Here is a 25,642-nt window from a genome sequence, read left to right on the forward strand (position 1 = left end):
CACGGCCTCCTAATTTAATGTTTCTAATTCTTCCATTTTATATTCTAATGGTTGTTCAAGACCCTCTATTTTAACCTGCATAGATATATCTAATATATTTAAACCCACAACTCTACCATTACCTTCTGGTGTTTCAATGACATCCCCAACATCTGGTAACTGAGCTCTTGCTTCTTCATAATAGTCATTTTCATATTTTAAACAGCACATAAGCCGACCACAAGCACCAGAAATCTTTGAAGGATTTAAAGATAAATTCTGATCTTTAGCCATTTTTATCGAAACTGGTTCGAAGTCACCTAAAAAAGTCGAACAACATAACGAACGACCACAAGGTCCAATGCCTCCCAATAATTTTGCTTCATCTCTAACACCAATTTGTCTTAATTCTATTCTTGTTCTTAATTTTTGAGCTAATACCTTCACTAACTTTCTAAAATCTACACGTTCATCTGATGTAAAATTAAAAATAACTTTCGATTTATCCAAAGTAAATTCACAATTTACTAAACGCATATCCAAATGCTGTTGTTGAATAATATCTTTGCACAAATTCAAAGCATCTTTTGCATCATGTTCATTTTGTTCGTATTGTACTATATCTTTTTCTGTAGCTTTACGAACAATCTGTTTTAAAGGTAATGCCACATCTTCATCAGCTACATTTAAAGGTTCATACTTCACTCGTCCAACTTCTAATCCTCGTTTTGATTCAACAACAAGCCACTCGCCTAAACTTAAGTCAAAATTTTGCGGTGAGTAATACTCCATTTTACCTGAGTGTTGAAAGTGTATACCTACTACGTTTTGCATAATTATTTCACCCCTTTTATAACGATTTGTTCAAATACTAATGTTGGATTTACATTCTGATTTAATTTTTTATGTGCTTCAGTTATCTGATCAAACATTAAAACAATCTGATTATATGTTAAATTTTGTGCGTATTGTTTGATTTCTACCTGTAAATCTCGGAATATCATTGCATCTTCTAATCCTACTTTAGCATGCATAATATCTTCAAAGAAACTGTTAACTGCCGCCAATGTTAATAACTGTAAGCGTCTGTTTTTAGCTTGTTTTAATAAATCAACAATTGCTATTAATGCCATCGAACGATTTTTCAATATTAACTGACACCATTTAATGATACTCTTTCGCAGTGCCATTAAGTCTGAGTCTTCGTTTAACGCAACAGCAGTCTCTATCTGTGTTGTATAAGCGCTTAACAATTCCGCAACAGGTCGCGTGATTTCTTGCTCGACTAATCTATCTATAAAATTTAATTTATTAATTGGTTTAAAATAAACATGCTGGCATCTCGAGTGAATTGTGTCTAAAATTTGCTCAGGTTTCGTAGTTAATAAAATGGCAATTGTATTATCTGGAGGCTCTTCTAGAAATTTTAATATACTATTTTCACCTTGAATCGTTAACTTTTCAAAGGATTCTATAATATATACTTTATAATTTCCTTCAATAGGCAATTGATTCATATGATGTACTAATTGCTCTATTTGATCTTTTTTTATAGTCGTTTCTTCAGAAGACACATACATAAAATCTGGATGATTAAATGTTTCTACTTTTAACTGACATTGATTTTCTTCACCACATAAAATCATTTTAGAAAAATCGATAGCAACTTGTTGCATTGTCTGTCCATCGTCACCTTCAAATAAATATGCATGCGATAGTTTATTAGATTGATATGCTTTTGTCAGTCTTTCTAGTTCATCCATGATAATGTTGCTCCTTTATATAAAAAGGCTGCTAATACACAGTGCCTTAACAAATTACATTTAATATTAGCTAATCACTTAGCAACATGTAATTCGAAAAGTTACCATATACAGCAACCACATTTTTAGAATTGATGGAACGCTTCTACTGGCATAACAAATACCGTTGCGCCGCCAACTTCCACTTCAACTGGATAAGGTATATATGAATCAGCACTTCCACCCATTGGGGTAATCGGCGATACAAGTTGTTCTCTATTACCACAAGTGTCATTAATAACCTGTAACATTTCATCGACACGATCATCTTCTACACCTGATAAGAACGTTGTGTTGCCTGCTCTTAAAAATCCACCTGTTGTTGCAAGTTTTGTCGCTCTAAAATTATGTTTAACAAGTTTGTCCGAAAGTTCCTGACTATCCTGGTCTTGTACGATTGCTATAATCATTTTCATACTAAACACCTCTTTTGAATATTATATCATAATTTTTCTAAATAATTGGTGATAGATTCATACGTTGTTTTCACTACTTTATCTATACTTTGATCCGCATTAATTACAATAAAGCGTTCAGACTCATTATGAATAATCTTTTTATAACCTTCAACTACTTTTTCGTGAAATTTTACATCTTCTTGATCTAAACGATTTTGATTTCTTTGATTTTTGAGTATTCTCTCTCTACCAACTTCAACACTAACATCTAGATAGATTGTTAAATCTGGATATAATCCATTAATCGCAAATTCATTAATAGATTTAACTTCTTCTATACCTATACCCCTTGCATACCCTTGATATGCTAATGAACTATCAATATAGCGATCACATAAAACAACATTACCATTATTTAATGCTGGGATAACTTTGCCTACAAGATGTTCGCGTCTTGATGCAGCAAATAATAATGCTTCAGTCCGATCATCCATGTCTTCTCCCTCGAGTAATACTTCTCTTATCTGCTCTCCTGTCTTTACGCCTCCTGGCTCTCTCGTAAGTATGATATTATATTCATATTTTAGTTTTTCTGCAACTTGTTGTATCACAGTTGTTTTTCCAGAACCTTCTGGTCCTTCAAAAGTTATAAAAGCCGACATCTTATTCATCCTTAATTTCTATTTTTAAATTTTTAATTCCTTCAACGCTCTGATGATGTTCACACCAATAATCCATTAATTTTACCATATCTTCTGTTATCTTTTCTCCCTTAAACATTAACGGAATACCAGGAGGATATGGCACAATGTGATTAGCTAATATTTTATTTTTAGCATACTTTATGTCTATTTTTCGTACCTGCTGTATTTCGCCACCATAGTACACACTACTTTCAGTTCTATACGGTATGCTAGTATTTATATCCCACTGTCTCTCTACTAATTGGATGTCTTCAATCCTTGATAATAGTTCATCAAATGGGTATTGATCATCTTCGTGCCATAACGGCAAGACCATTAATACTTGAAGGTCATCAGCCAACTCAACATAAATATGCTGTGTTTCAAAGTATGATTGCAATTCATAGCCATTATAACCCTTATATCTTATATTTATTTTCAGTGGATCATCGACCTCAATCACTTCAAACTCTTTGCTTTTTAATTGTTGAATCAGTTGTTCTCTTTTTTGAAAAAAACATTCACTATTATAGTCTTCATAAAATTTTTGCGCGAGTTCTAAGCTACTCATTAATAGATATGATGGACTAGAAGATTGAAAATAAGATAAATATTTTATGACCTCTTCTCTATAAGGTGCATTTTTATGAATAAATATCACTGAACTCATCGTTAGTGACGGCAATGTTTTATGGTATGATTGCACAACATAATCTGCCCCCAAGTTTAATGTTGTCTCAGGGAAATGTTCTAAACCTAGATGTGCACCATGTGCTTCATCGATTAGCGTTGGTATTTTCAATGATTTTAAACATTCCATAACAGTTTTAATATCAAAACATTCACCATAATAATTAGGATAAGTAAATACTGCTAGCTTACTATCTTTAACTTGATCATATAATGACGTTTTGTTAGGTCCTAAATATTGATTCGTAACATCACTAACATCCATTTTTAATAATTGTGCTTTTGCCTTTATTAAATCTAATGCATGAAATACAGATTTATGTGCATTCCGTACTATCGCATAATCCCCTTTTTTTGAGGAAAATGCCTGAATTACAGATAATATTCCTGAAGTAGTACCATTTACTAAATAATAAGCATCATAATCAGGATGTTTGGTAACCCTTTGCATACTTTCAGCTATTACAGATTCAGGAGAATGTAAGTCATCAAGTCCTGTAATTTCTGTCACATCCATTTTGAAATTCAATTGGTTTAAGTATCCGATAGTCATATTTTTATGTCCAGGTACATGTAATGAAATAGGTTTTTCAGCTAATAATCCTTTCAGTTTATGTAACAATGATTCACTCATACTTATCCTCACTTTTCAATTTCTATTTCTATATTTCTTGTTTCATCACATTCCTACTATTATATAGTAAAATACACATCTACTTATAAAACAGTATAACGTTTTAATCTTTTACATTTTAACATAATAACATAAAAAAATGAGTGCACTTGAAGACCATACTGTCAAAGTATCATGATCATTTTTTAAATTAAGAGTATTTATACATGAACTCATGCAGTTAAAATTCTTTTAATGCAAAAAAAAGAGACCTCTCGGTCTCGGCTCATCGCATCCTATTTACTTGCCTGTAAAGTCACACTTCTTAATTTTAATTTTTACGTTTGAGACTTATATATCTTATAATTTTATATGTTATTGGAATAGTGTGACTTATACATGAGCTTTAGCTCATGTATTCCTCTTCACCTGAGACTTATATATCTTATAATTTTATATGTTATTGGAATAGTGTGACTTATACATGAGCTTTAGCTCATGTATTCCTCTTCACCTACTCTTGCGAAACGTAAGTCAGCTACCTTCGGCCCTAAGGACCTTTCCTGACTTTAGACAAGCGCTCGCATCTTTCCTCAGTTTCTCGCTTTCCTCACTCACTTACCACTTGTAAGCTCGTTTCGTCTTTCGCTCACTTCGTCAGCTTCAAACGCTTTCTTTTGTCAGTTTGCAGTTCTTCGAACTGGAAGTTAAGCTCCTTTTTGGTAAAAAAAAGAGACCCTTTCGGGTCTTAATTGCCTGGCAACGTCCTACTCTTGCGGAACGTAAGTCCGACTACCATCGGCGCTAAGGAGCTTAACTTCTGTGTTCGGCATGGGAACAGGTGTGACCTCCTTGCTATAGTCACCAGACAATATCATGTATAACTATTATACATTCAAAACTAGATAGTAAGTAAAATTTAGTTCAACCAACAAAACTTTTAAATTTGATTAAGTCTTCGATCGATTAGTATTCGTCAGCTCCACATATCGCTATGCTTCCACCTCGAACCTATTAACCTCATCATCTTTGAGGGATCTTATAACCGAAGTTGGGAAATCTCATCTTGAGGGGGGCTTCATGCTTAGATGCTTTCAGCACTTATCCCGTCCATACATAGCTACCCAGCGATGCCGTTGGCACGACAACTGGTACACCAGAGGTATGTCCATCCCGGTCCTCTCGTACTAAGGACAGCTCCTCTCAAATTTCCTACGCCCACGACGGATAGGGACCGAACTGTCTCACGACGTTCTGAACCCAGCTCGCGTACCGCTTTAATGGGCGAACAGCCCAACCCTTGGGACCGACTACAGCCCCAGGATGCGATGAGCCGACATCGAGGTGCCAAACCTCCCCGTCGATGTGAACTCTTGGGGGAGATAAGCCTGTTATCCCCGGGGTAGCTTTTATCCGTTGAGCGATGGCCCTTCCATGCGGAACCACCGGATCACTAAGTCCGTCTTTCGACCCTACTCGACTTGTAAGTCTCGCAGTCAAGCTTCCTTGTGCCTTTACACTCTATGAATGATTTCCAACCATTCTGAGGAAACCTTTGAGCGCCTCCGTTACTCTTTAGGAGGCGACCGCCCCAGTCAAACTGTCCATCTGACACTGTCTCCCACCATGATTAATGGTGCGGGTTAGAAATCCAATACAGCGAGGGTAGTATCCCACCAACGCCTCCACGTAAGCTAGCGCTCACGTATCTAAGGCTCCTACCTATCCTGTACAAGCTGTACCGAATTTCAATATCAGACTACAGTAAAGCTCCACGGGGTCTTTCCGTCCTGTCGCGGGTAACCTGCATCTTCACAGGTACTATGATTTCACCGAGTCTCTCGTTGAGACAGTGCCCAAATCGTTACGCCTTTCGTGCGGGTCGGAACTTACCCGACAAGGAATTTCGCTACCTTAGGACCGTTATAGTTACGGCCGCCGTTTACTGGGGCTTCGATTCGTAGCTTCGCAGAAGCTAACCACTCCTCTTAACCTTCCAGCACCGGGCAGGCGTCAGCCCCTATACATCACCTTACGGTTTAGCAGAGACCTGTGTTTTTGATAAACAGTCGCTTGGGCCTATTCACTGCGGCTCTCCTGGGCGTGAACCCTAAAGAGCACCCCTTCTCCCGAAGTTACGGGGTCATTTTGCCGAGTTCCTTAACGAGAGTTCGCTCGCTCACCTTAGAATTCTCATCTTGACTACCTGTGTCGGTTTGCGGTACGGGCACCATAAATCTAGCTAGAGGCTTTTCTCGGCAGTGTGAAATCAACGACTCGAGGAAACAATTTCCTCTCCCCATCACAGCTTGACCTTAAGAGTGCCGGATTTGCCTAACACTCAGTCTTACTGCTTGGACGTACAATCCAATCGTACGCTTCGCCTATCCTACTGCGTCCCCCCATCGCTTAAAACGATACATGGTGGTACAGGAATATCAACCTGTTATCCATCGCCTACGCCTATCGGCCTCAGCTTAGGACCCGACTAACCCAGAGCGGACGAGCCTTCCTCTGGAAACCTTAGTCAATCGGTGGACGGGATTCTCACCCGTCTTTCGCTACTCACACCGGCATTCTCACTTCTAAGCGCTCCACATGTCCTTACGATCATGCTTCAACGCCCTTAGAACGCTCTCCTACCATTGTCCTACGGACAATCCACAGCTTCGGTAATATGTTTAGCCCCGGTACATTTTCGGCGCAGTGTCACTCGACTAGTGAGCTATTACGCACTCTTTAAATGATGGCTGCTTCTAAGCCAACATACTAGTTGTCTGGGCAACGCCACATCCTTTTCCACTTAACATATATTTTGGGACCTTAGCTGGTGGTCTGGGCTGTTTCCCTTTCGAACACGGACCTTATCACCCGCGTTCTGACTCCCAAGTTAAATTGATTGGCATTCGGAGTTTGTCTGAATTCGGTAACCCGAGAAGGGCCCCTCGTCCAAACAGTGCTCTACCTCCAATAATCATCACTTGAGGCTAGCCCTAAAGCTATTTCGGAGAGAACCAGCTATCTCCAGGTTCGATTGGAATTTCTCCGCTACCCTCAACTCATCCGCTCACTTTTCAACGTAAGTCGGTTCGGTCCTCCATTCAGTGTTACCTGAACTTCAACCTGGTCAAGGGTAGATCACCTGGTTTCGGGTCTACGACCAAATACTCAACGCCCTATTCAGACTCGCTTTCGCTACGGCTCCACATTCACTGCTTAACCTTGCATCAAATCGTAACTCGCCGGTTCATTCTACAAAAGGCACGCCATCACCCATTAACGGGCTCTGACTACTTGTAAGCACACGGTTTCAAGTTCTCTTTCACTCCCCTTCCGGGGTACTTTTCACCTTTCCCTCACGGTACTGGTTCACTATCGGTCACTAGAGAGTATTTAGCCTTGGGAGATGGTCCTCCCGGATTCCGACGGAATTTCTCGTGTTCCGTCGTACTCAGGATCCACTCAAGAGAGAACAGATTTTCGACTACAGGATTATTACCTTCTTTGATGCATCTTTCCAGATGCTTCGTCTAATCTATTCCTTTGTAACTCCGTATAGAGTGTCCTACAACCCCAACAAGCAAGCTCGTTGGTTTGGGCTATTCCCGTTTCGCTCGCCGCTACTCAGGGAATCGATTTTTCTTTCTCTTCCTGCGGGTACTAAGATGTTTCAGTTCTCCGCGTCTACCTTCGATACGCTATGTATTTACGTATCGATAATACGACATAACTCGTATTGGGTTTCCCCATTCGGAAATCTTTGGATCACAGCTTACTTACAGCTCCCCAAAGCATATCGTCGTTAGTAACGTCCTTCATCGGCTTCTAGTGCCAAGGCATCCACCGTGCGCCCTTAATAACTTAATCTATTTGCTTTCAACTCGACAACCGTCGGTTGAAAACCCAAAATGTTATTAATCTGTGAGTGTTCTTTCGAACACTAGCGATTATTTCTTTTTGAATTCAAGCTTATTTAAAACTCTTATTCACTCGGTTTTGCTTGGTAAAATCATAAATTTTACTTACCTATCTAGTTTTCAATGTACAAATCATTAAAGAATACTCGAATGAGCATTCAAAACTGAATACAATATGTCAATGTTATTCCTTTTCATCTTCTAAAGAAGATGTTCCGAATATATCCTTAGAAAGGAGGTGATCCAGCCGCACCTTCCGATACGGCTACCTTGTTACGACTTCACCCCAATCATTTGTCCCACCTTCGACGGCTAGCTCCATAAATGGTTACTCCACCGGCTTCGGGTGTTACAAACTCTCGTGGTGTGACGGGCGGTGTGTACAAGACCCGGGAACGTATTCACCGTAGCATGCTGATCTACGATTACTAGCGATTCCAGCTTCATGTAGTCGAGTTGCAGACTACAATCCGAACTGAGAACAACTTTATGGGATTTGCATGACCTCGCGGTTTAGCTGCCCTTTGTATTGTCCATTGTAGCACGTGTGTAGCCCAAATCATAAGGGGCATGATGATTTGACGTCATCCCCACCTTCCTCCGGTTTGTCACCGGCAGTCAACTTAGAGTGCCCAACTAAATGCTGGCAACTAAGTTTAAGGGTTGCGCTCGTTGCGGGACTTAACCCAACATCTCACGACACGAGCTGACGACAACCATGCACCACCTGTCACTTTGTCCCCCGAAGGGGAAGGCTCTATCTCTAGAGTTGTCAAAGGATGTCAAGATTTGGTAAGGTTCTTCGCGTTGCTTCGAATTAAACCACATGCTCCACCGCTTGTGCGGGTCCCCGTCAATTCCTTTGAGTTTCAACCTTGCGGTCGTACTCCCCAGGCGGAGTGCTTAATGCGTTAGCTGCAGCACTAAGGGGCGGAAACCCCCTAACACTTAGCACTCATCGTTTACGGCGTGGACTACCAGGGTATCTAATCCTGTTTGATCCCCACGCTTTCGCACATCAGCGTCAGTTACAGACCAGAAAGTCGCCTTCGCCACTGGTGTTCCTCCATATCTCTGCGCATTTCACCGCTACACATGGAATTCCACTTTCCTCTTCTGCACTCAAGTTTCCCAGTTTCCAATGACCCTCCACGGTTGAGCCGTGGGCTTTCACATCAGACTTAAGAAACCGCCTACGCGCGCTTTACGCCCAATAATTCCGGATAACGCTTGCCACCTACGTATTACCGCGGCTGCTGGCACGTAGTTAGCCGTGGCTTTCTGATTAGGTACCGTCAAGACGTGCATAGTTACTTACACATTTGTTCTTCCCTAATAACAGAGTTTTACGATCCGAAGACCTTCATCACTCACGCGGCGTTGCTCCGTCAGGCTTTCGCCCATTGCGGAAGATTCCCTACTGCTGCCTCCCGTAGGAGTCTGGACCGTGTCTCAGTTCCAGTGTGGCCGATCACCCTCTCAGGTCGGCTACGTATCGTTGCCTTGGTAAGCCGTTACCTTACCAACTAGCTAATACGGCGCGGGTCCATCTATAAGTGATAGCAAAACCATCTTTCACTTTAGAACCATGCGGTTCTAAATGTTATCCGGCATTAGCCCCGGTTTCCCGGAGTTATTCCAGTCTTATAGGTAGGTTACCCACGTGTTACTCACCCGTCCGCCGCTAACGTCAAAGGAGCAAGCTCCTTATCTGTTCGCTCGACTTGCATGTATTAGGCACGCCGCCAGCGTTCATCCTGAGCCAGGATCAAACTCTCCATAAAAATATGATGTTTGATTAGCTCATAAAATACTAATTTGTGTTATCAATAACACGTTGTTTTGATTCAACATTTAATGTTGAAATCGGAATTAACGTTGACATATTGTAATTCAGTTTTCAATGTTCATTTGTTTCAATCACAAGAATTAATTCTACAGGTTTTAACTTTGAAAGTCAAGAACTTTTTAAAATTAATTTGAAGTCGTGTTTTGAAATATTGTTATGTGTGTCGTTTTGTTTCGTCCGACAAGTAAATACTATACACGCTTAAAACGCTTTGAACAACAGTAAAATTTACACTTTTCTTCATGACCAAATGTGATCTTCGTTCATTTTACATACCTTTTTATTTTCATGGATTCATATCGTTCGTTTTTATCTTTATATTGTGATTTTTGATATTGATAAATAGTTTAAATAACTCTATAAAACAAACTTTACTGTTTATTAAATTTCTTTTCAAAAAATTAAAGCTACCTTAAAAAAGGTAGCTTGGTTTCATTTTAATTTACAATTAAGCATTTATTACATCTCTGTTCTGCCCATAATTGCTTTTGATAATGTCACTTCATCCGCGTATTCTAAATCTCCACCAACAGAAAGCCCTTGTGCTAATCGAGTTACTGTTAAACCTATTGGTTTGACTAGTCTCGATATATACATCGCCGTTGACTCACCTTCCAAATTAGGATTCATTGCTAAAATGAGCTCTTTTACTTCGTCATTTTTTAAGCGATTGATTAAACTTGGAATATTAATATCTTCTGGTCCTATACCATCCATCGGAGATATAGAACCATGTAATACATGGTACAAGCCTTTATATTCACGCATTTTTTCCATAGCGATAACATCTTTATCGTCCTCAACCACACAAATAATTGAACGATCTCTCTGTTTATCTTGGCAAATATAGCATGGATCTTGCTCAGTAATATGTCCACACTCACTACAATAAGTAAGTTCTCGTTTTACATCTACTAAAGCTTTAGCAAATTGAACGACATCGTCTTCTTTCATATCTAATACATGAAACGCCAGACGTTGAGCTGTCTTTGGCCCAATGCCTGGCAGTTTCATGAAACTGTCGATAAGTTTGGATATTGGTTCTGGATAGTACATACAATCACATTCCAGGAATATTTAAGCCTTGTGTATGCTTACCTAAGCGTTCTTGAGTAAGTTCATCAGCTTTATTCATCGCTTCGTTAGTAGCAGCAATTACTAAGTCTTGTAACATTTCAATGTCATCTGGATCAACTGCTTCTTCTTTGATTTCTACATCGAGAACTTCTTTATGACCTGATACTGTGACAGTTACCATGCCACCGCCAGCTGTACCTTGTACTTTTTCTTCTTTTAATTTTTCTTGTTCTTCGTTCATTTTCTTTTGCATTTTCTGCATTTGTTTCATCATTTGTTGCATATTTCCGCCACCGCGCATATATTTATCCTCCTTAAAAACTTCAATCTCATCTGATTGTAATTCATCTTTTGTCTCATTATACATGCCTTTTAATTCATTGTCATGTATCACTCTTCATCAATTACATTTACTGTATTTTCTCCAAATAAGTCTTTGGCCTTTTGAACGACGTCGACTTCTTCAGGAGACGCTGTTGTCGTTGTTCTATTTTCTTCTGCACTCGTACTTTGTTTACGGTTTTGAAGATATTCTGTTCTTACCCTCATCCACTGATCTGCTGGCACACCTACTACTTTAACTGCTTTATCTATAATATTACATACTACGTTCTCAATATTCTCTCTTTTTTCATCATCTTTATTTACAATCTCACAGTGTATTTCTTCTTCGAATTTAATCAGTACATGCGTTTCACTAGCTGCCACTGGTTCTGAATTTTGAAGTAAGCTTACTAATGATTTCATATCATTACTTTTAGCATGATCTATAACCTCTTGCCAGTGGTCTTTAAGCTGTTTAATATCTTCTTTGTTAGCTTTATCTAATACTTTGGCGATTTGTTGCATTGAAAAGGCATTTTTCGATTGCGTGCCTTTACTAGCCGTTTTTTTAGCTTGCGGTTTAGCATTGTTAGCTACGACACCTTGTGATTTTAACGTTTTCAATTCATTTTCTAACTGTTCCATTCGCTGTAACAACACTTCATTATTAGGTTCACTGGCTACGCTCGTTGTAGCAACAGTTTGCACATTTTCTGATTCGCCTTTAATCATTTCTGCTATTTTAACTAATAATACTTCAAAATGCACACTCTGATTGACACTAAATCTGATTGAAACAAGCGTATCATTAATCACATCAATCATTTTATACAAAGTTTCCAAGTCAAAATGCATCAATGCATCGTATTCAGTTTCTATATTAGATGTCTTATTCATAATGGTATCTCTCACAAAATAAATCATATCATTAATCAGACGATTCACTTCTTTACCTTGTGCAATAAATTGATGGTAAGTTGAAAATGCAGTTTTTACATCTCCTTCAACTACCTCTTTTAGTAAATCATTCAATGCTTGAGCATCTACGCTACCGGTTACATTCAACGCATCTTGCAATGTAAGATGATCATCACCAAAAGCAATTGCTTGATCCATAATACTTAACGCGTCACGCATACCACCTTCAGAAGCTTTGGCAATAAAATCTAAGGCAGCATTGTCATATTCTATATCTTGAGCGTCTGCTACAAATTGCAAACGTTCTACAATTTCATCATGACTAATTGCTTTGAAATCAAATCTTTGCGCTCTTGAAATAATTGTAGGAGGTATTTTATGTGGTTCAGTAGTCGCCAATATAAAAATTGCATGTGCTGGTGGTTCTTCTAGAGTTTTCAATAATGCATTAAAAGCACCTGTTGTTAACATATGAACTTCATCTATAATGTATACTTTGAATTTTGATTCACTTGGTGCGTATTTAACTTTATCTCTGATATTTCTAATTTCATCCACACCATTATTACTAGCAGCATCTATTTCAATCACATCTGAATTCGTTCCTCGCGTAATCCCTGTACAAATAGCACATTCATTACAGGGTTCTCCATCGGAGCGTTCGAGACAATTAATAGCTTTCGCGAATACTTTTGCGATACTTGTTTTGCCTGTTCCTCTCGGCCCGCTAAAAATATACGCATGTGATTGCTTGCCTTTTGAAATTGCATTGCGCAATGTTTTAGTTACATGTTCCTGACCTACGACATCTTCAAAACTCTGTGGCCGGAACATTCTATATAAAGCTTGATAATTCACCTTCACACCTCCAATAACATTCAACAACTATTATATCACTGTGTTTTATATTTTGAATATTAATTAAACGCCTCTGGATAAACTACATCACCGTTTGGTTGCTGTGCAAGTTGCTCCCACAAGAATTTAACCAAAAAATATTTCGATGGTACATCAAACGGACTATAAATTTGATAGTGGCTTGCCTCTTCATAACCTAACATACCATAATATTCAGGATCTCCAAGTACAATAATAGTCGTATAATCTTGCGCCTTTGCGCGTTCTTCCACAGCTTGAACAAGCGCTTTGCCTATACCTTTACTTCTATATTCAGGCAATACAGATAAAGGTGCTAACGCTAACGCGGTATAACGTGTTTCATCGTTAACAATCTCTATTTCTGAAAGCATGGCATGCCCAATGACATCACCTTCATCTGTCTTCGCAACAACTTCCAACTCGTAATTATATTCTGTAGATGCTCTAATTTTCAAAACTAAATCTTGTTCATCATGGTTGGACTCTGCGACGTTTTCAAAAGCAGTTTTTATTTCGTCTAAACTTGCGTCATAGTCATTTTCAGTTAATGTACTTAAATAAATTTGCATATGTCGTTCCTCCATATTCACTAAATTCAATTTTGGGCAGTTACAATCAGAATGATATCGTTACAGTTCAATCAATTAAACGAATGTATCGTTATTATTTTAATATAAAAAAAGAGTGACTGCTATCAAAAGATAAGTCACTCGTAATATATGATTAATTGTATTTATTTAAAAATTAAAACCGCGCACCTTCGCTTCGAATACGTATCATAAACGTAACCAAAGTCGACAGCTAAATCTCGGCAACCCTACGGCACATACGATGATCCACTTAATGCTGCTTCCGTCAGGACCTGACATGGTTCATGGGTTCATATTGCATAGGACCGAAATCTTCAAACACTACGTGCTTTGGGCAGACTTCACAAAAACGTAGCCTTAGCGAAGGAATTAAGTCTCGCATAAAGCGGATTTCGAGTACAGGGAACCGCTACCTCCCCACCTAGCACGGCAAGATATATCATACTATAAGGTAATGACTGATTGCAAGTCATACAATTCATTATTTTATAACTTATTTCATTATATTTTGTGACGTCTCGAAAAATCATTAAACTTAAATTCCGTGGCTAAATGTTTGGAAATGTTATATTGAAACTTTGTCGTATCCTTTAAATGGACGATACCTCGGACCGTTGCAGTGTATGGTGGCGTTACATCTCCAAATATTTCACATTCTAAATTACCAAATGATTCAAAGGTGATAGATTTATTAGAGTAGCTAATTTCTAACTCTAGTGTTTGTTCTATATAATGATACAACGAATCTTTAGCAATGTTCATTGTTATATCAGGAACAATTTTTTCTACTAAATAATCTTCATCAATAATTTTTACGCGATGATCAATTTTTCGCGTTCGAATAATGTGCCACAGCGTTTCACTCTGCCGCAAATCCAAAGCTTTTTTTACTTCAGGCACTTCGCTGGCAGGTATGCGTTCTAATAATCTGACTTCAGTCTCATGACTCAGTCCTAATCCTTGTTGAACTTCCCTGAAACTTGTTAAATTCGCAAATGGGAATTCTGTAATGCCTTGATAGATTACCACTGATCCTTTGCCTTTTATTTTCTGAATCATACCGTCTCTAACAAGTAGATTAAGCGCTTTGCGCACGGTTTCACGAGAGGCATTGTAATCGTATACCAATTCGTTTTCTGATGGCAACTGAGCACCATATGGTAGCTTTGATTCGATGATGTCTGTGCGTAAATTTTCATAAATCGCAATAAATTTTTTCTGTTTCATGTGATTTCACTCACTGCCTTTTAATTTAAATTATTGTCTAACTACGATGGCACCAAATCCGTCTATTAGACCATTCACTATCGAGCCATTTTGTAACATTACTTGCCCTTCAACTTTTAAGCCTTGTGGTATTTCAACTTTTTCTTTTGAAAAGTTAGCAATCACTAACCATGTTTCATCTTTATAATGACGCTTATAAACAAATAATTCATCGTGGTCCATGTAAAGTGGCTCAATATTTCCATAAGTTATAATATCATGTTCGTGACGTAGCTTTATCAATTTTCTATATGTTTGCAAAATGGATTGATCGTCTTCTATGGCTGCTTCAACATTAATTTCCCTATAGTTGTCAGGAATATCAATCCAAGGTGTACCTGAAGTAAAACCTGCATTTTCACCGCTCGTCCACTGTACAGGTGTACGAGAATTGTCACGAGATTTTTGTCCTAATATTGTTAGAATCTCTGTTTCTGGATAACCTTCAGCTTTTAATTTTTTATATGCATTTAGAGATTCTATATCTCTATACTGGTCGATATCATTGAAATGAGGGTCTGTCATACCAATTTCTTCACCTTGGTAAATATATGGTGTACCTTGAAGCATGTGCAAGGCGATGGCTAGCATTTTAGCACTACTTTGACGTAAATCCTCCGTCGAATCATCACCGAATCGTGTTACTACACGTGGTTGATCATGATTGCACCAAAAAATAGCATTCCATCCGCCACCGTTATAAATACCTATTTGCCATTCCATTAATATTTCTTTTAATTTATGAAAGTCTAACTTTGCGTTTGTCCACTTTTCTCCATTAATATAATCTACTTTTAGATGATGGAAGTTAAATACACTACTTAGTTCTTGACGTTCAGGATCCGTATATTGAATACAATTTTCAATCGTTGTCGAAGACATTTCGCCCACTGTCATCATATCTTTATCTCCAAATGTCTGTTGATTCATTTCGTGTAAGTATTCATGCACACGCGGTCCATCAGTGTAAAATTCTTTTCCTATCTTTTCTGAATTTTTAAATTCACCTTTTGATATTAAATTAATGACATCGAATCTAAAACCGTCTACACCAAAATCAATCCAATAATTAATCACTTTATAGAGTTCACGACGCACTTCAGGGTTATCCCAATTCAAATCTGCTTGTGTTACGTCAAATAAGTGAAGATAATATTCATCTGTTTTGTCATCGTATTTCCAAGCATTACCACCAAACTTTGATTCCCAATTTGTCGGTGGTTGATTATCTGCCGACCTCCTAAAGAAATAGTAGTCTCTATATGGGTTGCTTTTTTCTGAATATGCTTCTTTAAACCATTCATGTTCTGTAGACGTATGATTAATGACGATATCCATCATTATTTTTAAATTACGTTGATGCGCTTCAGCAATCAATGTTTTTAAATCTTCAATCGTGCCAAATTGTTCATTCACTTTATAATAATCGCTAATATCATAACCATTATCATTCATTGGTGATTCATAAATAGGTGTCAACCAAATATAATCCACACCTAGATATTGTATATAGTCTAACTTTTCAATTATGCCATTTAAATCACCTTCACCATTGCCCGTCGTATCATTGAATGACTTAGGATAAATTTGATAAACTACCGATTTTCTCCAATCATTACCTACCATATTATTACCACCTTATCTTTGTATTTTAAATTAAGAAACTCGCTAATCAAACTTAGCGAGTTTAGTTGTACTTATCTATTCGAATTAACTATTCTTCTACTATTTCTTTTGCTTCTTCTTTACTGAATTTCGAGAAGATAACAGTTAATATCGCTGGTACTACCATTGCAAGAACGGTACCTATTCCGTAAATTAACCAAAAATCTTTTTTAATAGAAATAATGGCCGGCACACCACCAACGCCAACATTACCTAAGACACCAATTGCACCTATGATAGCGCCTATAACACCCGAAGTTAAAATTGCTGCAACAAAAGGATATTTCAACGGTAAGTTTACACCAAACAATGCTGGTTCAGTAACTCCTAAGAATCCTGAGACACCAGAAGTCATTGCCAAACCTTGTTCTTTTGCCATTTTGCGTCGTTTATAGACGAACCATGCACCAAATGCAGCTGAACCTTGACAGATATTTGAAATTGCTAAGATTGGCCACAAGTACGTTCCTTCAAGACTGCTTCCCATCAGTTGGAAATCAACCGCTAAGAACATATGGTGTAAGCCTGTAATAACTAGAGGTGCGTAAAAGAAACCATAAATTGCGCCACCTAACCAACCGATATGTTCAAAGACAAATGTCACACCATTTGTAATTCCTGTTCCTAACCATAAGGCAACTGGACCTATAACGATAAACGCTAAGAAACCAGTGATTAATAAGGCAACTGGACCAACGACTAACATTTTGATTGAATCATGTACATATTTACTTAAGAACTTTTCAATTTGCGCTAATACATAAGACGCTAATAAGATTGGTAATACTTGACCTTGATAGTTCAGTTGTTTAATTTCTAAACCAAAGATATGCCATGCTGGAATATTACCTTTACCAATATCATATTGTGAAGCGAGTTGTGGGTTCATTAAAATCAGACCTAATACCAGACCGAGTATTTGACTCCCACCAAACACACGCATACTACTCCAACCAATTAAAGCTGGCAAGAAAATAAAGGCAGTATTTGCAATAACATTAATAATATCTGCAAAGTCCCCTAATTGTGGATATTGTGCCACCAATGCTTGCTTCCCAAACAAGTCTTCCATTGTTAATACATTATAAATCCCCAATAGTAAACCAGCAGTTACGATTGCCGGTAAAATTGGTATAAAGATATCTCCCAATAACTTAACCAATCTTTGTATAGGATTACCTTTTTTAGCTGCCGCTGCTTTCGCATCATCTTTAGAGGCACTTTCAACCCCGGTTTCTTCAATAAATTGTTTATAAACTTCATCAACAGTACCTGGTCCAATAACAATTTGATATTGATTATCAGCTTTGAATTGTCCCTTAACTAAATCATTGTTACTCAGTCGATCTTTATCGACCTTATCATCATCTTTCAAAACAAGTCGTAAACGCGTCACACAGTGTGTTGCTGTGTCCAAGTTTTCTCTGCCCCCAATAGCTTCGACTATATCTTGAACATCTTTCTTTTTAACAGCCATGATGATTCACTCCCTTAAACTTTAATATTATCCAGATTATAACTTGTATAGACAAGTTTTGCAAAGGCTTTCACTCAGTTTCTTAAAAAAGGTCATCACGTAGACATTAATTTTCAATCTCTACGTGATGACCTTTTTCAATAAAAGTATATATTATTTTGTGTTTGGCGTAATCACAGCAATAAATTTAATGATATGTGCCACAAACAATAATAAAAACTATGTTAAACACGTGTCTATTTTTCTATCATTGGCCTTAAACAACAAAAAAGACAAACACTTTATATTAAATAAACGTTTGCCTACTATATTATTTATTAGTCTTGGTATTTAACGATAATGGCGGAGGAAGAGGGATTCGAACCCCCGCGGGCCGTTAAGCCCCTGTCGGTTTTCAAGACCGATCCCTTCAGCCGGACTTGGGTATTCCTCCAAATGAACACAATAATTATAATATTATAGCCCATTAAAAAAGTCAATTATAATTAGAATATTACACCAATGTTTTTTCAGTTAGGTATTCGTCAACAGCATTAGCGACTGCTCTACCTTCTTGAATTGCCCAAACAACAAGACTTTGACCTCTTCTTGCATCGCCTGCTGCAAAAATATTTGATTGGTTCGTTTTGAAATTTTTGTTATCTGCGACAATTTTATTTCTCTCAGTTTGTATATTAAACGCATGTGGCACAGTGGTTTCAGTACCAATAAATCCTATTGATAACAATACCAAGTCAGCCGGCCAATGACGTTCTGTACCATCGACAACAACCATACCATCTTCTGTTTCTTCAAGTATTTGTGTATAAACACCTGTTACATTACCAATACGATCAACCTCGTAACGCATTGTTTGAACACCATATGCACGTGGTTCAAAACCAAAACGTGCCTCATATTCATTATGAGCATAATCCATTTTAAATACAGGCATGGCTAATGGCCAATACGTATTTTCGTCAAATTCAATTGCTTCAGGTTGTTTTGTGTATTTGTTAAATTGAACGATAGATTTACAATTTTCCCTCAGTGCAGTCGCTACACAGTCTGCACCTGTGTCACCAGCACCAATGACAATCACGTTTTTTCCTTCTGCAGATATTGACGGCTTTTCAATTTCACCATTTAAATACTCGCCCTGTTCTGTTAAGTAATCCATAGCAAAGTGAATACCCATGCCCATTCGACCTTCTAATGGTAGATCACGTGCACTTTGCGAGCCTGTACAAATAATAATGGCATCGAATTGTTCCTCTAAACTTTCTTTACTGACATCTATCCCTATTTCCGTATCAGTGATAAAAGTGATGCCAGATTGTTCCATTAGTTTAATTCTACGTCGCACTACGTCTTTATCTAATTTCATATTAGGTATACCATACATTAATAATCCACCTGCTTCATGTGCACGTTCATATACAGTTATGCGATAACCTAATTTGTTTAATTCGTCTGCAGCTGTTAAACCAGCTGGTCCACTTCCTACTATTGCTACTGATGCTGCTTTACGCTCATTGGGAATCGTTGGTTTGACCCAACCATTTTCAAAAGCTTCATCAATAATAGTACGTTCAATACCTTTAATCGCAACAGATTCTCTATTTATCTTCATCACACACGATTGTTCACACGGAGCCGGACATACACGTCCAGTAAATTCAGGGAAGTTATTCGTTTCGTTCAAGCGTTTATATGCCGTTTCGAAGTCTTTTTGGTACACTAAATCATTCCATTCTGGAATATAGTTCCCAATGGGACAACCAATTGTTTCTCTACCATATGGTTCACCTGTTTGACAAAAAGGTGTGCCACAATCCATGCATCTCGCACCTTGTTCCGAGGCTTCTTCTTTTGTAAACCTTTGCTGAAAGGGTGCGTGTCCTTTCAAACGTTCTACTAAAGACAATTCATGTAAAGGTTGTTTATCATAATTCATAAATCCTTTGAATTCTCCCATACTCAGTCCCCCTTCAAATTAATACACAGACGTTAATTGTTGCGCTGGTTCTAAATGTGTTCTCTTGTCATTAAAAGCATTCAGTAACGCTTCATCTTGCTGGTTAGATTCGCGCTTTTGTAATTCGATTTTTTGCATCATCAATTTATAATCTTTCGGAATGACTTTCACTACTTTATTAGCCATTTCTTCAAAACTATCTAATATAGTTTTTGCTTTAGTACTATTTGTATAAAGCAAATGATCTTCTAGCATCTCTTTCACAACATTTTCTTCTGCTGCAACAGTGATTTCGTCGAAGTCTAAACTGTCTAATTGATGTTCTTCTTTAAATTTTTCAATATCAGATGGGAAGATATATGCAACACCACCACTCATCCCTTGACCAAAGTTCTTCCCGACATCTCCCAGCACAATAACGCGACCGCCTGTCATATACTCAAGACCATGATCACCAATACCTTCAACAACTACTTGCACACCACTATTTCTAATACAGAATCTTTCACCAGCTTTACCATTAATAAAAGCTTTACCATAAGACGCACCATAGAAACAGACATTACCAACTATAATTTCTGATTCTCGCTGTTGCGTCGGCGCCTTCACAATCACTTTACCGCCAGAAAGTCCCTTACCTACATAATCGTTAGCATCACCTGTGTGATGTACTGTTAAACCTTGAGGTATATAAGCAGCTAAACTTTGACCAGCATGGCCTACCGTATTGACATTGATACTATCTTCAGGTAAACCTTCAGCACCGTAGATATCGGTGATCATACTACCAGTAATGACACCCACATCTCGTTGCTCATTTTTCACCACATAATTACCAGTAAATGACTTCTGTTGTTCAATTGCTGCTTGAGCATCAGGTAATAGTTGTGTTAAATCAAAACCTTCATCAAGATGGTGATTTTGCGCTATTTTTTTATATCTTTCACCTTCGTGCTGATATAATAATGCTTCAACATTCATAGATGCAGCTTTAGGTCTTCGTTGAGATAAATGATCTTTTCGTTTTAATAAGTCTGTACGCCCCACCAAATCATCTACAGTGCGCAAACCAAGTTCGGCTAGTATCTCTCTTAATTCTTCAGCAACAAAATGCATAAAATTGACCACGTGATCAGCTCTACCATTAAATAGCGCGCGCAAATCTTGATTTTGTGTAGCAATACCTACCGGACATGTATCTTTATGGCACACCCGCATCATTACACATCCAAGTACGACTAATGGCGCTGTTGCAAAACCAAATTCTTCCGCTCCTAATGCACATGCATATGCCACATCTTTGCCTGTGAGTAATTTGCCGTCTGTTTCTACAATTACTCTCGATCTCAAGTTATTCATCATAAGTGTTTGATGTGTCTCCGCTAATCCAATTTCCCAAGGTACACCTGCGTGTTGAATACTTGTTTTGGGAGAAGCACCCGTACCACCATCATATCCACTAATCACAATTTTATCTGCATAAGCTTTGGCTACACCTGCTGCAATTGTTCCGACACCAGTTTTAGAGACAAGCTTAACTGTGATATTTGCGTTTTTATTAGCATTTTTCAAATCATGAATTAATTGTGCTAAGTCTTCAATGGAATAAATATCATGATGTGGCGGTGGAGAAATCAAACCAATACCTGGGGTAGACCCTCTGACTTCAGCAATCCACGGATAAACTTTAGAACCAGGAAGCTGTCCGCCTTCTCCAGGTTTAGCCCCCTGCGCTACCTTAATTTGTATTTCTTTAGCATGTTGTAAATAATGACTCGTCACTCCAAATCTTCCAGAAGCAACTTGTTTGATTGCACTAGAACGATTACGACCTTCGTCATCCACTACAAATCGTTCGGGATTTTCACCACCTTCACCACTATTACTTTTACCACCCATTTGATTCATTGCTTCAGCAAGTGTTTGATGGGCTTCTTCAGAAATAGAACCATAGCTCATCGCACCTGTATTAAAACGTTTTACGATTTCACTCGTTGGTTCTACTTCATTGATATCAATTGAATCTTGGTTTTTAAATTCCATTAAGTGACGAATATGATCTGTACGTTGATGATTGACTTCATTTGAAAACGTTTTGAACTGTTCATAATCATTTAAACGACATGCATGTTGCAGTAAGTGGATTGACGTCGGGTTAAATGCGTGATGTTGGCCTTGTTTACGCCATTGAAACGTACTACCAGATTCAAGGTACTCGCTCTCAGATGACTGTCTCGCTTTATTTTCTTTATCTATCAAGTTGATATCCATACCAGATAGTTTTGTTTGTGTCCCTGTAAAATACCGGTCAACAACTTCTTGTGACAAACCTACCGCTTCAAAAATTTGAGCCCCTTGGTAGCTTTGAACGGTAGAAATTCCCATTTTAGCCATAACTTTTATGACACCTTCTGATAATGTATCCGTATATGTTTGAACGTTTTCGGCAATATTTCCGTTTAAGCGTCCTTTCTCCACTAAGTTTTCTATTGTATGTTGCGCTAGATATGGTACGACTGCATTAGCACCATACCCTAATAAACACGCTACATGGTGCACCTCTCTCGTTTCACCAGAAAGCGCAATGATGCTTGTACGCATGCGCAAACCTTCTCTAATTAATAATTGATGTACATGACTTACTGCAAGCAATATTGGCATTGCATAGCCTTGCGCTTCAACTAGTACTCGGTCATCTAATACAATAATTTCATAGCCATCTTTCACGGATTGAATTGCTTGTTCCCCTAAATTGTCTAACGCCGTTTCTAAGTTTTCGTGATATAACGTTGATAAATGCTTAACTTTAAACCTGCTATCGTCAATCGCTTTTAATTGCGCCTCTGTTAACACCGGTCTTTTCAATTGAATTCTATTCAATACATCTTCGTTAGGTTTTAACAAATTACCTTCTGAACCTAAATAAGACAATTCACTTGTCACTATTTTTTCTCTATATGCATCAATCGGTGGATTAGTGACTTGTGCAAAAAGTTGTTTAAAGTAATTAAATAACGATTCATCTTTTTCATTTAAAACAGCAATTGGAACATCATACCCCATTGCGCCAATCGGGTCTTTCTTACTTTCAATTAATTCTGTCATGTATTTGTTGATTTCTTCATTTGTATAAACAAATTGCTTTTGTAATCTGGCTAAAGTTGTTTCATCCCAATTAGATGGAATCACTTTCACATTGTCTAAATCTAAATCTACTTTAAATTGATTTATCCAATTTTCATATGGTAATTCATCAGCGATACGTGCTTTTAATTCATTATTATCAACTACTTTTTGTTGTTGAAAATCAACTAATAATAATTTCCCTGGATTTAGTTGACCTTTAAAAGCAACTTGTTCCTCAGGTACATCTACAACGCCCACTTCTGACGAAAAAACAATGTAATTATCTTTAGTGATTGTATAACGTCCTGGTCGCAAGCCATTTCTATCTGTTAGTGCGCCAATTTTATCTCCATTACAAAATGAAATCATTGTTGGACCATCCCAAGGTTCCATCAAGTAACTATAGTATTCATAAAAAGCACGGACGTTACTGTCATTCGCCGTATTATAAAGCCAAGGTTCTGGTATCATTAACATTGCTGCTCTCTCTGGTTCCATAGCTAAAGATAAAAATTCTAAAGCGTTGTCAACAATAGCAGAGTCACTACCGTCTTCATCAATAATTTCCTCTACTTTATGTTTGTCTTCACCAAAAATGGTTTCAATCAAATCATTTTGTCTTGCACGCATCCAATTAACATTACCCTTAATAGTATTAATCTCCCCATTATGCATTAATAATCTATTAGGGTGCGCACGCTTCCAACTCGGAAATGTATTTGTACTAAAACGAGAATGCACAAGTCCTAACTTTGATATATAGCGTTCATCATTTAAATCTTGAAATAACTTCTTAATTTGATCAGAACGCAACCATCCTTTATAGACGATTGTTTTATGAGATAAACTTGTGAAATATAAATCTACTTGCTGTTTTTTAGCATATAATTCAATTTGTTTACGTGCTAAAAATAGCGCTTTTTCTATGTGAGTATCATCATTTAATGCGATGAATACCTGTTGTATATATGGCATCGTTTGGGCTACATGTTCGGCAATGGCATCGACATCTACTGGCACATCTCTATAACCAATAACATTTAATCCTTCGCTTTCAAAATAACGATTGAACGTTGCTTCATGCTCTGAATTTTTTATCTTCACGTTCGAAAAAAACATACCTACTGCAAAATGACCTTCTTCCGGTAATTCAAAATCTGTTTGTTTAGAAAAATAATCAAAAGGAATTTCTGTCATAATACCGGCACCATCACCTGTCATGCCATCTGCACCAATTCCTCCACGGTGATCTAACCTACGTAGCATTTCCAGTGATTTTTCAACGATATCGTGTGATCTCTCATTATTCATATTGGCATAAAATCCAATACCACATGCATCATGCTCTTCACGACTATCATATAATCCTAATTGCTTACCATATTCGAACATAACCCTCACCTCTTTTTCGAAAATTCTGAATATTGAATAAGTATAGTAAACTATATAGTAATACATTAATCTATTCAATATATAAAATAGATGATATTATTCTAATAATTCGAATAATATTAATATGTTGGGAATGGTCATATGGAAATTAAACAATTGAAATATTTTATAGAAGTTGCAAAAAGAGAACATTTATCAGACGCTGCTCTAGAACTTAACATTGCTCAATCTGCTATCAGTAGGCAAATCACACTATTAGAAAAGGAATTACAAGTGACGTTATTTAACAGAGAAGGACGCAACATACACATTACCGAAGAAGGACAACAATTATTTTCTGAAGCAACAAAGATTATCGAACAACTTGATAACACAGTTCGTTTATTTCATAACCAATCTGAAACAGAGCATTATATTATACGTGTTGGTTATGTTGAAAGTTATATAACACAGGTACTCACATTATTAATGCAATCCTTTGAAAATGAAAGTACATCTATCATTCAACCTATTTTAATGGAAGAAGAAGATATTTTTTCAGCTTTGCTCACAGATAAAATTGATATTGCTTTTACTGCTATGTCAGATGAATTCAAACAGCACCGTTCTTTAAAGGTAAGCCCTTTATTTGAAGAAACATTCCATGTCTATGCACCTAAAGATGATCCAATCACAATGGCTACGAACCCACCTTTAGTACAATTTTCGAATAAATCTATTTACGAATTATATCCATTACCAACCAAGATTAGACAAACATTAGTAAAAACAACCAAAACACCTATACAAACGATTACGCATCCTCAGCTGGCTGAATATATCTTAAGTAAAGGGCGTGGCTACATCGTCACAGCTTCTTATCATTTACTTTCAAAAAATCCGCAAAAATGGCGAGAAGTATCATTAGAACATACAGCATTGAAAAGAACCATTTGCCAAGTTGTTCGGCTAGACAATCGAAAACATGATTTACAATATTTATTAGAAATGATTGATAAATTATTAAGTAGAAGCACGACTTATCATTAATCACATGCATA

At 37.4% G+C, this 25,642-nt stretch carries 15 protein-coding genes, 1 tRNA gene, 3 rRNA genes and 1 other RNA gene; 1 reads left to right on the forward strand and 19 read right to left on the reverse strand.

What is annotated here, in order from left to right; genetic code table 11:
* Positions 1–9: 9 nt before the first annotated feature.
* The 19 genes from NST87_RS11850 to gltB all read right to left on the reverse strand — a co-directional run bounded on the left by NST87_RS11850 (position 10) and on the right by gltB (position 24,602).
* Positions 10–813: a PSP1 domain-containing protein gene (locus tag NST87_RS11850; RefSeq protein ID WP_340721741.1), complete on the reverse strand. Its 804-nt coding sequence runs from the start codon at positions 811–813 to the stop codon at positions 10–12.
* A gap of 2 nt (positions 814–815) precedes the next feature.
* On the reverse strand, positions 816–1,742 hold the full coding sequence (locus tag NST87_RS11855) for a DNA polymerase III subunit delta' C-terminal domain-containing protein (RefSeq protein ID WP_019467732.1): 927 nt from the start codon (positions 1,740–1,742) through the stop codon (positions 816–818).
* A 125-nt stretch (positions 1,743–1,867) separates the two neighbouring features.
* Positions 1,868–2,197, reverse strand: coding sequence for a cyclic-di-AMP receptor (locus tag NST87_RS11860; RefSeq protein WP_019467733.1), 330 nt, complete (start codon positions 2,195–2,197; stop codon positions 1,868–1,870).
* Between the two features lie 26 nt (positions 2,198–2,223).
* Entirely contained in the window at positions 2,224–2,841 is a 618-nt protein-coding gene (gene tmk / locus NST87_RS11865) for a dTMP kinase (RefSeq protein WP_040030576.1), read from the reverse strand.
* A 1-nt stretch (position 2,842) separates the two neighbouring features.
* Positions 2,843–4,186 (reverse strand): Orn/Lys/Arg family decarboxylase, encoded by a 1,344-nt coding sequence (locus NST87_RS11870; RefSeq protein WP_071560441.1) that lies wholly within the window; start codon positions 4,184–4,186, stop codon positions 2,843–2,845.
* A gap of 733 nt (positions 4,187–4,919) precedes the next feature.
* Positions 4,920–5,034: ribosomal RNA gene (gene rrf, locus NST87_RS11875) — 5S ribosomal RNA — on the reverse strand.
* Positions 5,035–5,111: 77 nt separating this feature from the next.
* Positions 5,112–8,032 (reverse strand): 23S ribosomal RNA (locus NST87_RS11880).
* A gap of 281 nt (positions 8,033–8,313) precedes the next feature.
* Positions 8,314–9,866, reverse strand: a 16S ribosomal RNA gene (locus NST87_RS11885).
* The 16S, 23S and 5S rRNA genes sit together here, the layout of an rRNA operon.
* A gap of 524 nt (positions 9,867–10,390) precedes the next feature.
* Positions 10,391–10,987, reverse strand: coding sequence for a recombination mediator RecR (gene recR, locus NST87_RS11890; RefSeq protein WP_019467672.1), 597 nt, complete (start codon positions 10,985–10,987; stop codon positions 10,391–10,393).
* Between the two features lie 4 nt (positions 10,988–10,991).
* Complete coding sequence (locus NST87_RS11895) at positions 10,992–11,309, reverse strand: YbaB/EbfC family nucleoid-associated protein (RefSeq protein ID WP_026034724.1); 318 nt, start codon at positions 11,307–11,309, stop codon at positions 10,992–10,994.
* Between the two features lie 89 nt (positions 11,310–11,398).
* Entirely contained in the window at positions 11,399–13,108 is a 1,710-nt protein-coding gene (gene dnaX / locus NST87_RS11900; protein WP_040029844.1) for a DNA polymerase III subunit gamma/tau, read from the reverse strand.
* A gap of 59 nt (positions 13,109–13,167) precedes the next feature.
* Positions 13,168–13,698 carry a GNAT family N-acetyltransferase gene (locus tag NST87_RS11905; RefSeq protein WP_019467669.1) on the reverse strand — a complete coding sequence of 177 codons (531 nt, stop codon included), beginning with the start codon at positions 13,696–13,698 and terminating at the stop codon, positions 13,168–13,170.
* A 181-nt stretch (positions 13,699–13,879) separates the two neighbouring features.
* Positions 13,880–14,149, reverse strand: an RNA gene (gene ffs / locus NST87_RS11910) — signal recognition particle sRNA large type.
* A 71-nt stretch (positions 14,150–14,220) separates the two neighbouring features.
* Positions 14,221–14,946 carry a trehalose operon repressor gene (gene treR / locus NST87_RS11915; protein ID WP_019467668.1) on the reverse strand — a complete coding sequence of 242 codons (726 nt, stop codon included), beginning with the start codon at positions 14,944–14,946 and terminating at the stop codon, positions 14,221–14,223.
* A 30-nt stretch (positions 14,947–14,976) separates the two neighbouring features.
* Complete coding sequence (gene treC / locus NST87_RS11920; RefSeq protein WP_340721742.1) at positions 14,977–16,611, reverse strand: alpha,alpha-phosphotrehalase; 1,635 nt, start codon at positions 16,609–16,611, stop codon at positions 14,977–14,979.
* Between the two features lie 88 nt (positions 16,612–16,699).
* Positions 16,700–18,127, reverse strand: a complete 1,428-nt coding sequence (treP, locus tag NST87_RS11925) for a PTS system trehalose-specific EIIBC component (protein WP_064263480.1) — start codon at positions 18,125–18,127, stop codon at positions 16,700–16,702.
* Positions 18,128–18,467: 340 nt separating this feature from the next.
* Positions 18,468–18,560: transfer RNA gene (locus tag NST87_RS11930), tRNA-Ser, on the reverse strand.
* 60 nt (positions 18,561–18,620) lie between these two features.
* The gene (locus NST87_RS11935; RefSeq protein WP_340721743.1) at positions 18,621–20,084 is read right to left on the reverse strand and encodes a glutamate synthase subunit beta; all 1,464 of its coding nucleotides are present in this window, start codon (positions 20,082–20,084) and stop codon (positions 18,621–18,623) included.
* An 18-nt stretch (positions 20,085–20,102) separates the two neighbouring features.
* Positions 20,103–24,602 carry a glutamate synthase large subunit gene (gene gltB, locus NST87_RS11940; protein WP_340721744.1) on the reverse strand — a complete coding sequence of 1,500 codons (4,500 nt, stop codon included), beginning with the start codon at positions 24,600–24,602 and terminating at the stop codon, positions 20,103–20,105.
* 141 nt (positions 24,603–24,743) lie between these two features.
* On the opposite strand from gltB, the gene gltC reads away from it, so the two are divergent.
* The gene (gene gltC, locus NST87_RS11945) at positions 24,744–25,631 is read left to right on the forward strand and encodes a glutamate biosynthesis transcriptional regulator GltC (RefSeq protein WP_019467859.1); all 888 of its coding nucleotides are present in this window, start codon (positions 24,744–24,746) and stop codon (positions 25,629–25,631) included.
* Positions 25,632–25,642 lie beyond the last annotated feature (11 nt).

Source organism: Staphylococcus sp. FSL W8-0271 (assembly GCF_038006605.1).
GTDB classification, from domain to species: Bacteria; Bacillota; Bacilli; order Staphylococcales; family Staphylococcaceae; genus Staphylococcus; species Staphylococcus cohnii.

Coding starts and splice junctions, on each gene's coding strand:
- NST87_RS11850 (WP_340721741.1), bottom strand. CDS start 813: ATGCAAAACGTAGTAGGTATACACTTTCAACACTCAGGTAAAATGGAG.
- NST87_RS11855 (WP_019467732.1), bottom strand. CDS start 1,742: ATGGATGAACTAGAAAGACTGACAAAAGCATATCAATCTAATAAACTA.
- NST87_RS11860 (WP_019467733.1), bottom strand. CDS start 2,197: ATGAAAATGATTATAGCAATCGTACAAGACCAGGATAGTCAGGAACTT.
- tmk (WP_040030576.1), bottom strand. CDS start 2,841: ATGTCGGCTTTTATAACTTTTGAAGGACCAGAAGGTTCTGGAAAAACA.
- NST87_RS11870 (WP_071560441.1), bottom strand. CDS start 4,186: ATGAGTGAATCATTGTTACATAAACTGAAAGGATTATTAGCTGAAAAA.
- recR (WP_019467672.1), bottom strand. CDS start 10,987: ATGTACTATCCAGAACCAATATCCAAACTTATCGACAGTTTCATGAAA.
- NST87_RS11895 (WP_026034724.1), bottom strand. CDS start 11,309: ATGCGCGGTGGCGGAAATATGCAACAAATGATGAAACAAATGCAGAAA.
- NST87_RS11905 (WP_019467669.1), bottom strand. CDS start 13,698: ATGCAAATTTATTTAAGTACATTAACTGAAAATGACTATGACGCAAGT.
- treR (WP_019467668.1), bottom strand. CDS start 14,946: ATGAAACAGAAAAAATTTATTGCGATTTATGAAAATTTACGCACAGAC.
- treC (WP_340721742.1), bottom strand. CDS start 16,611: ATGGTAGGTAATGATTGGAGAAAATCGGTAGTTTATCAAATTTATCCT.
- treP (WP_064263480.1), bottom strand. CDS start 18,127: ATGGCTGTTAAAAAGAAAGATGTTCAAGATATAGTCGAAGCTATTGGG.
- NST87_RS11935 (WP_340721743.1), bottom strand. CDS start 20,084: ATGGGAGAATTCAAAGGATTTATGAATTATGATAAACAACCTTTACAT.
- gltB (WP_340721744.1), bottom strand. CDS start 24,602: ATGTTCGAATATGGTAAGCAATTAGGATTATATGATAGTCGTGAAGAG.
- gltC (WP_019467859.1), top strand. CDS start 24,744: ATGGAAATTAAACAATTGAAATATTTTATAGAAGTTGCAAAAAGAGAA.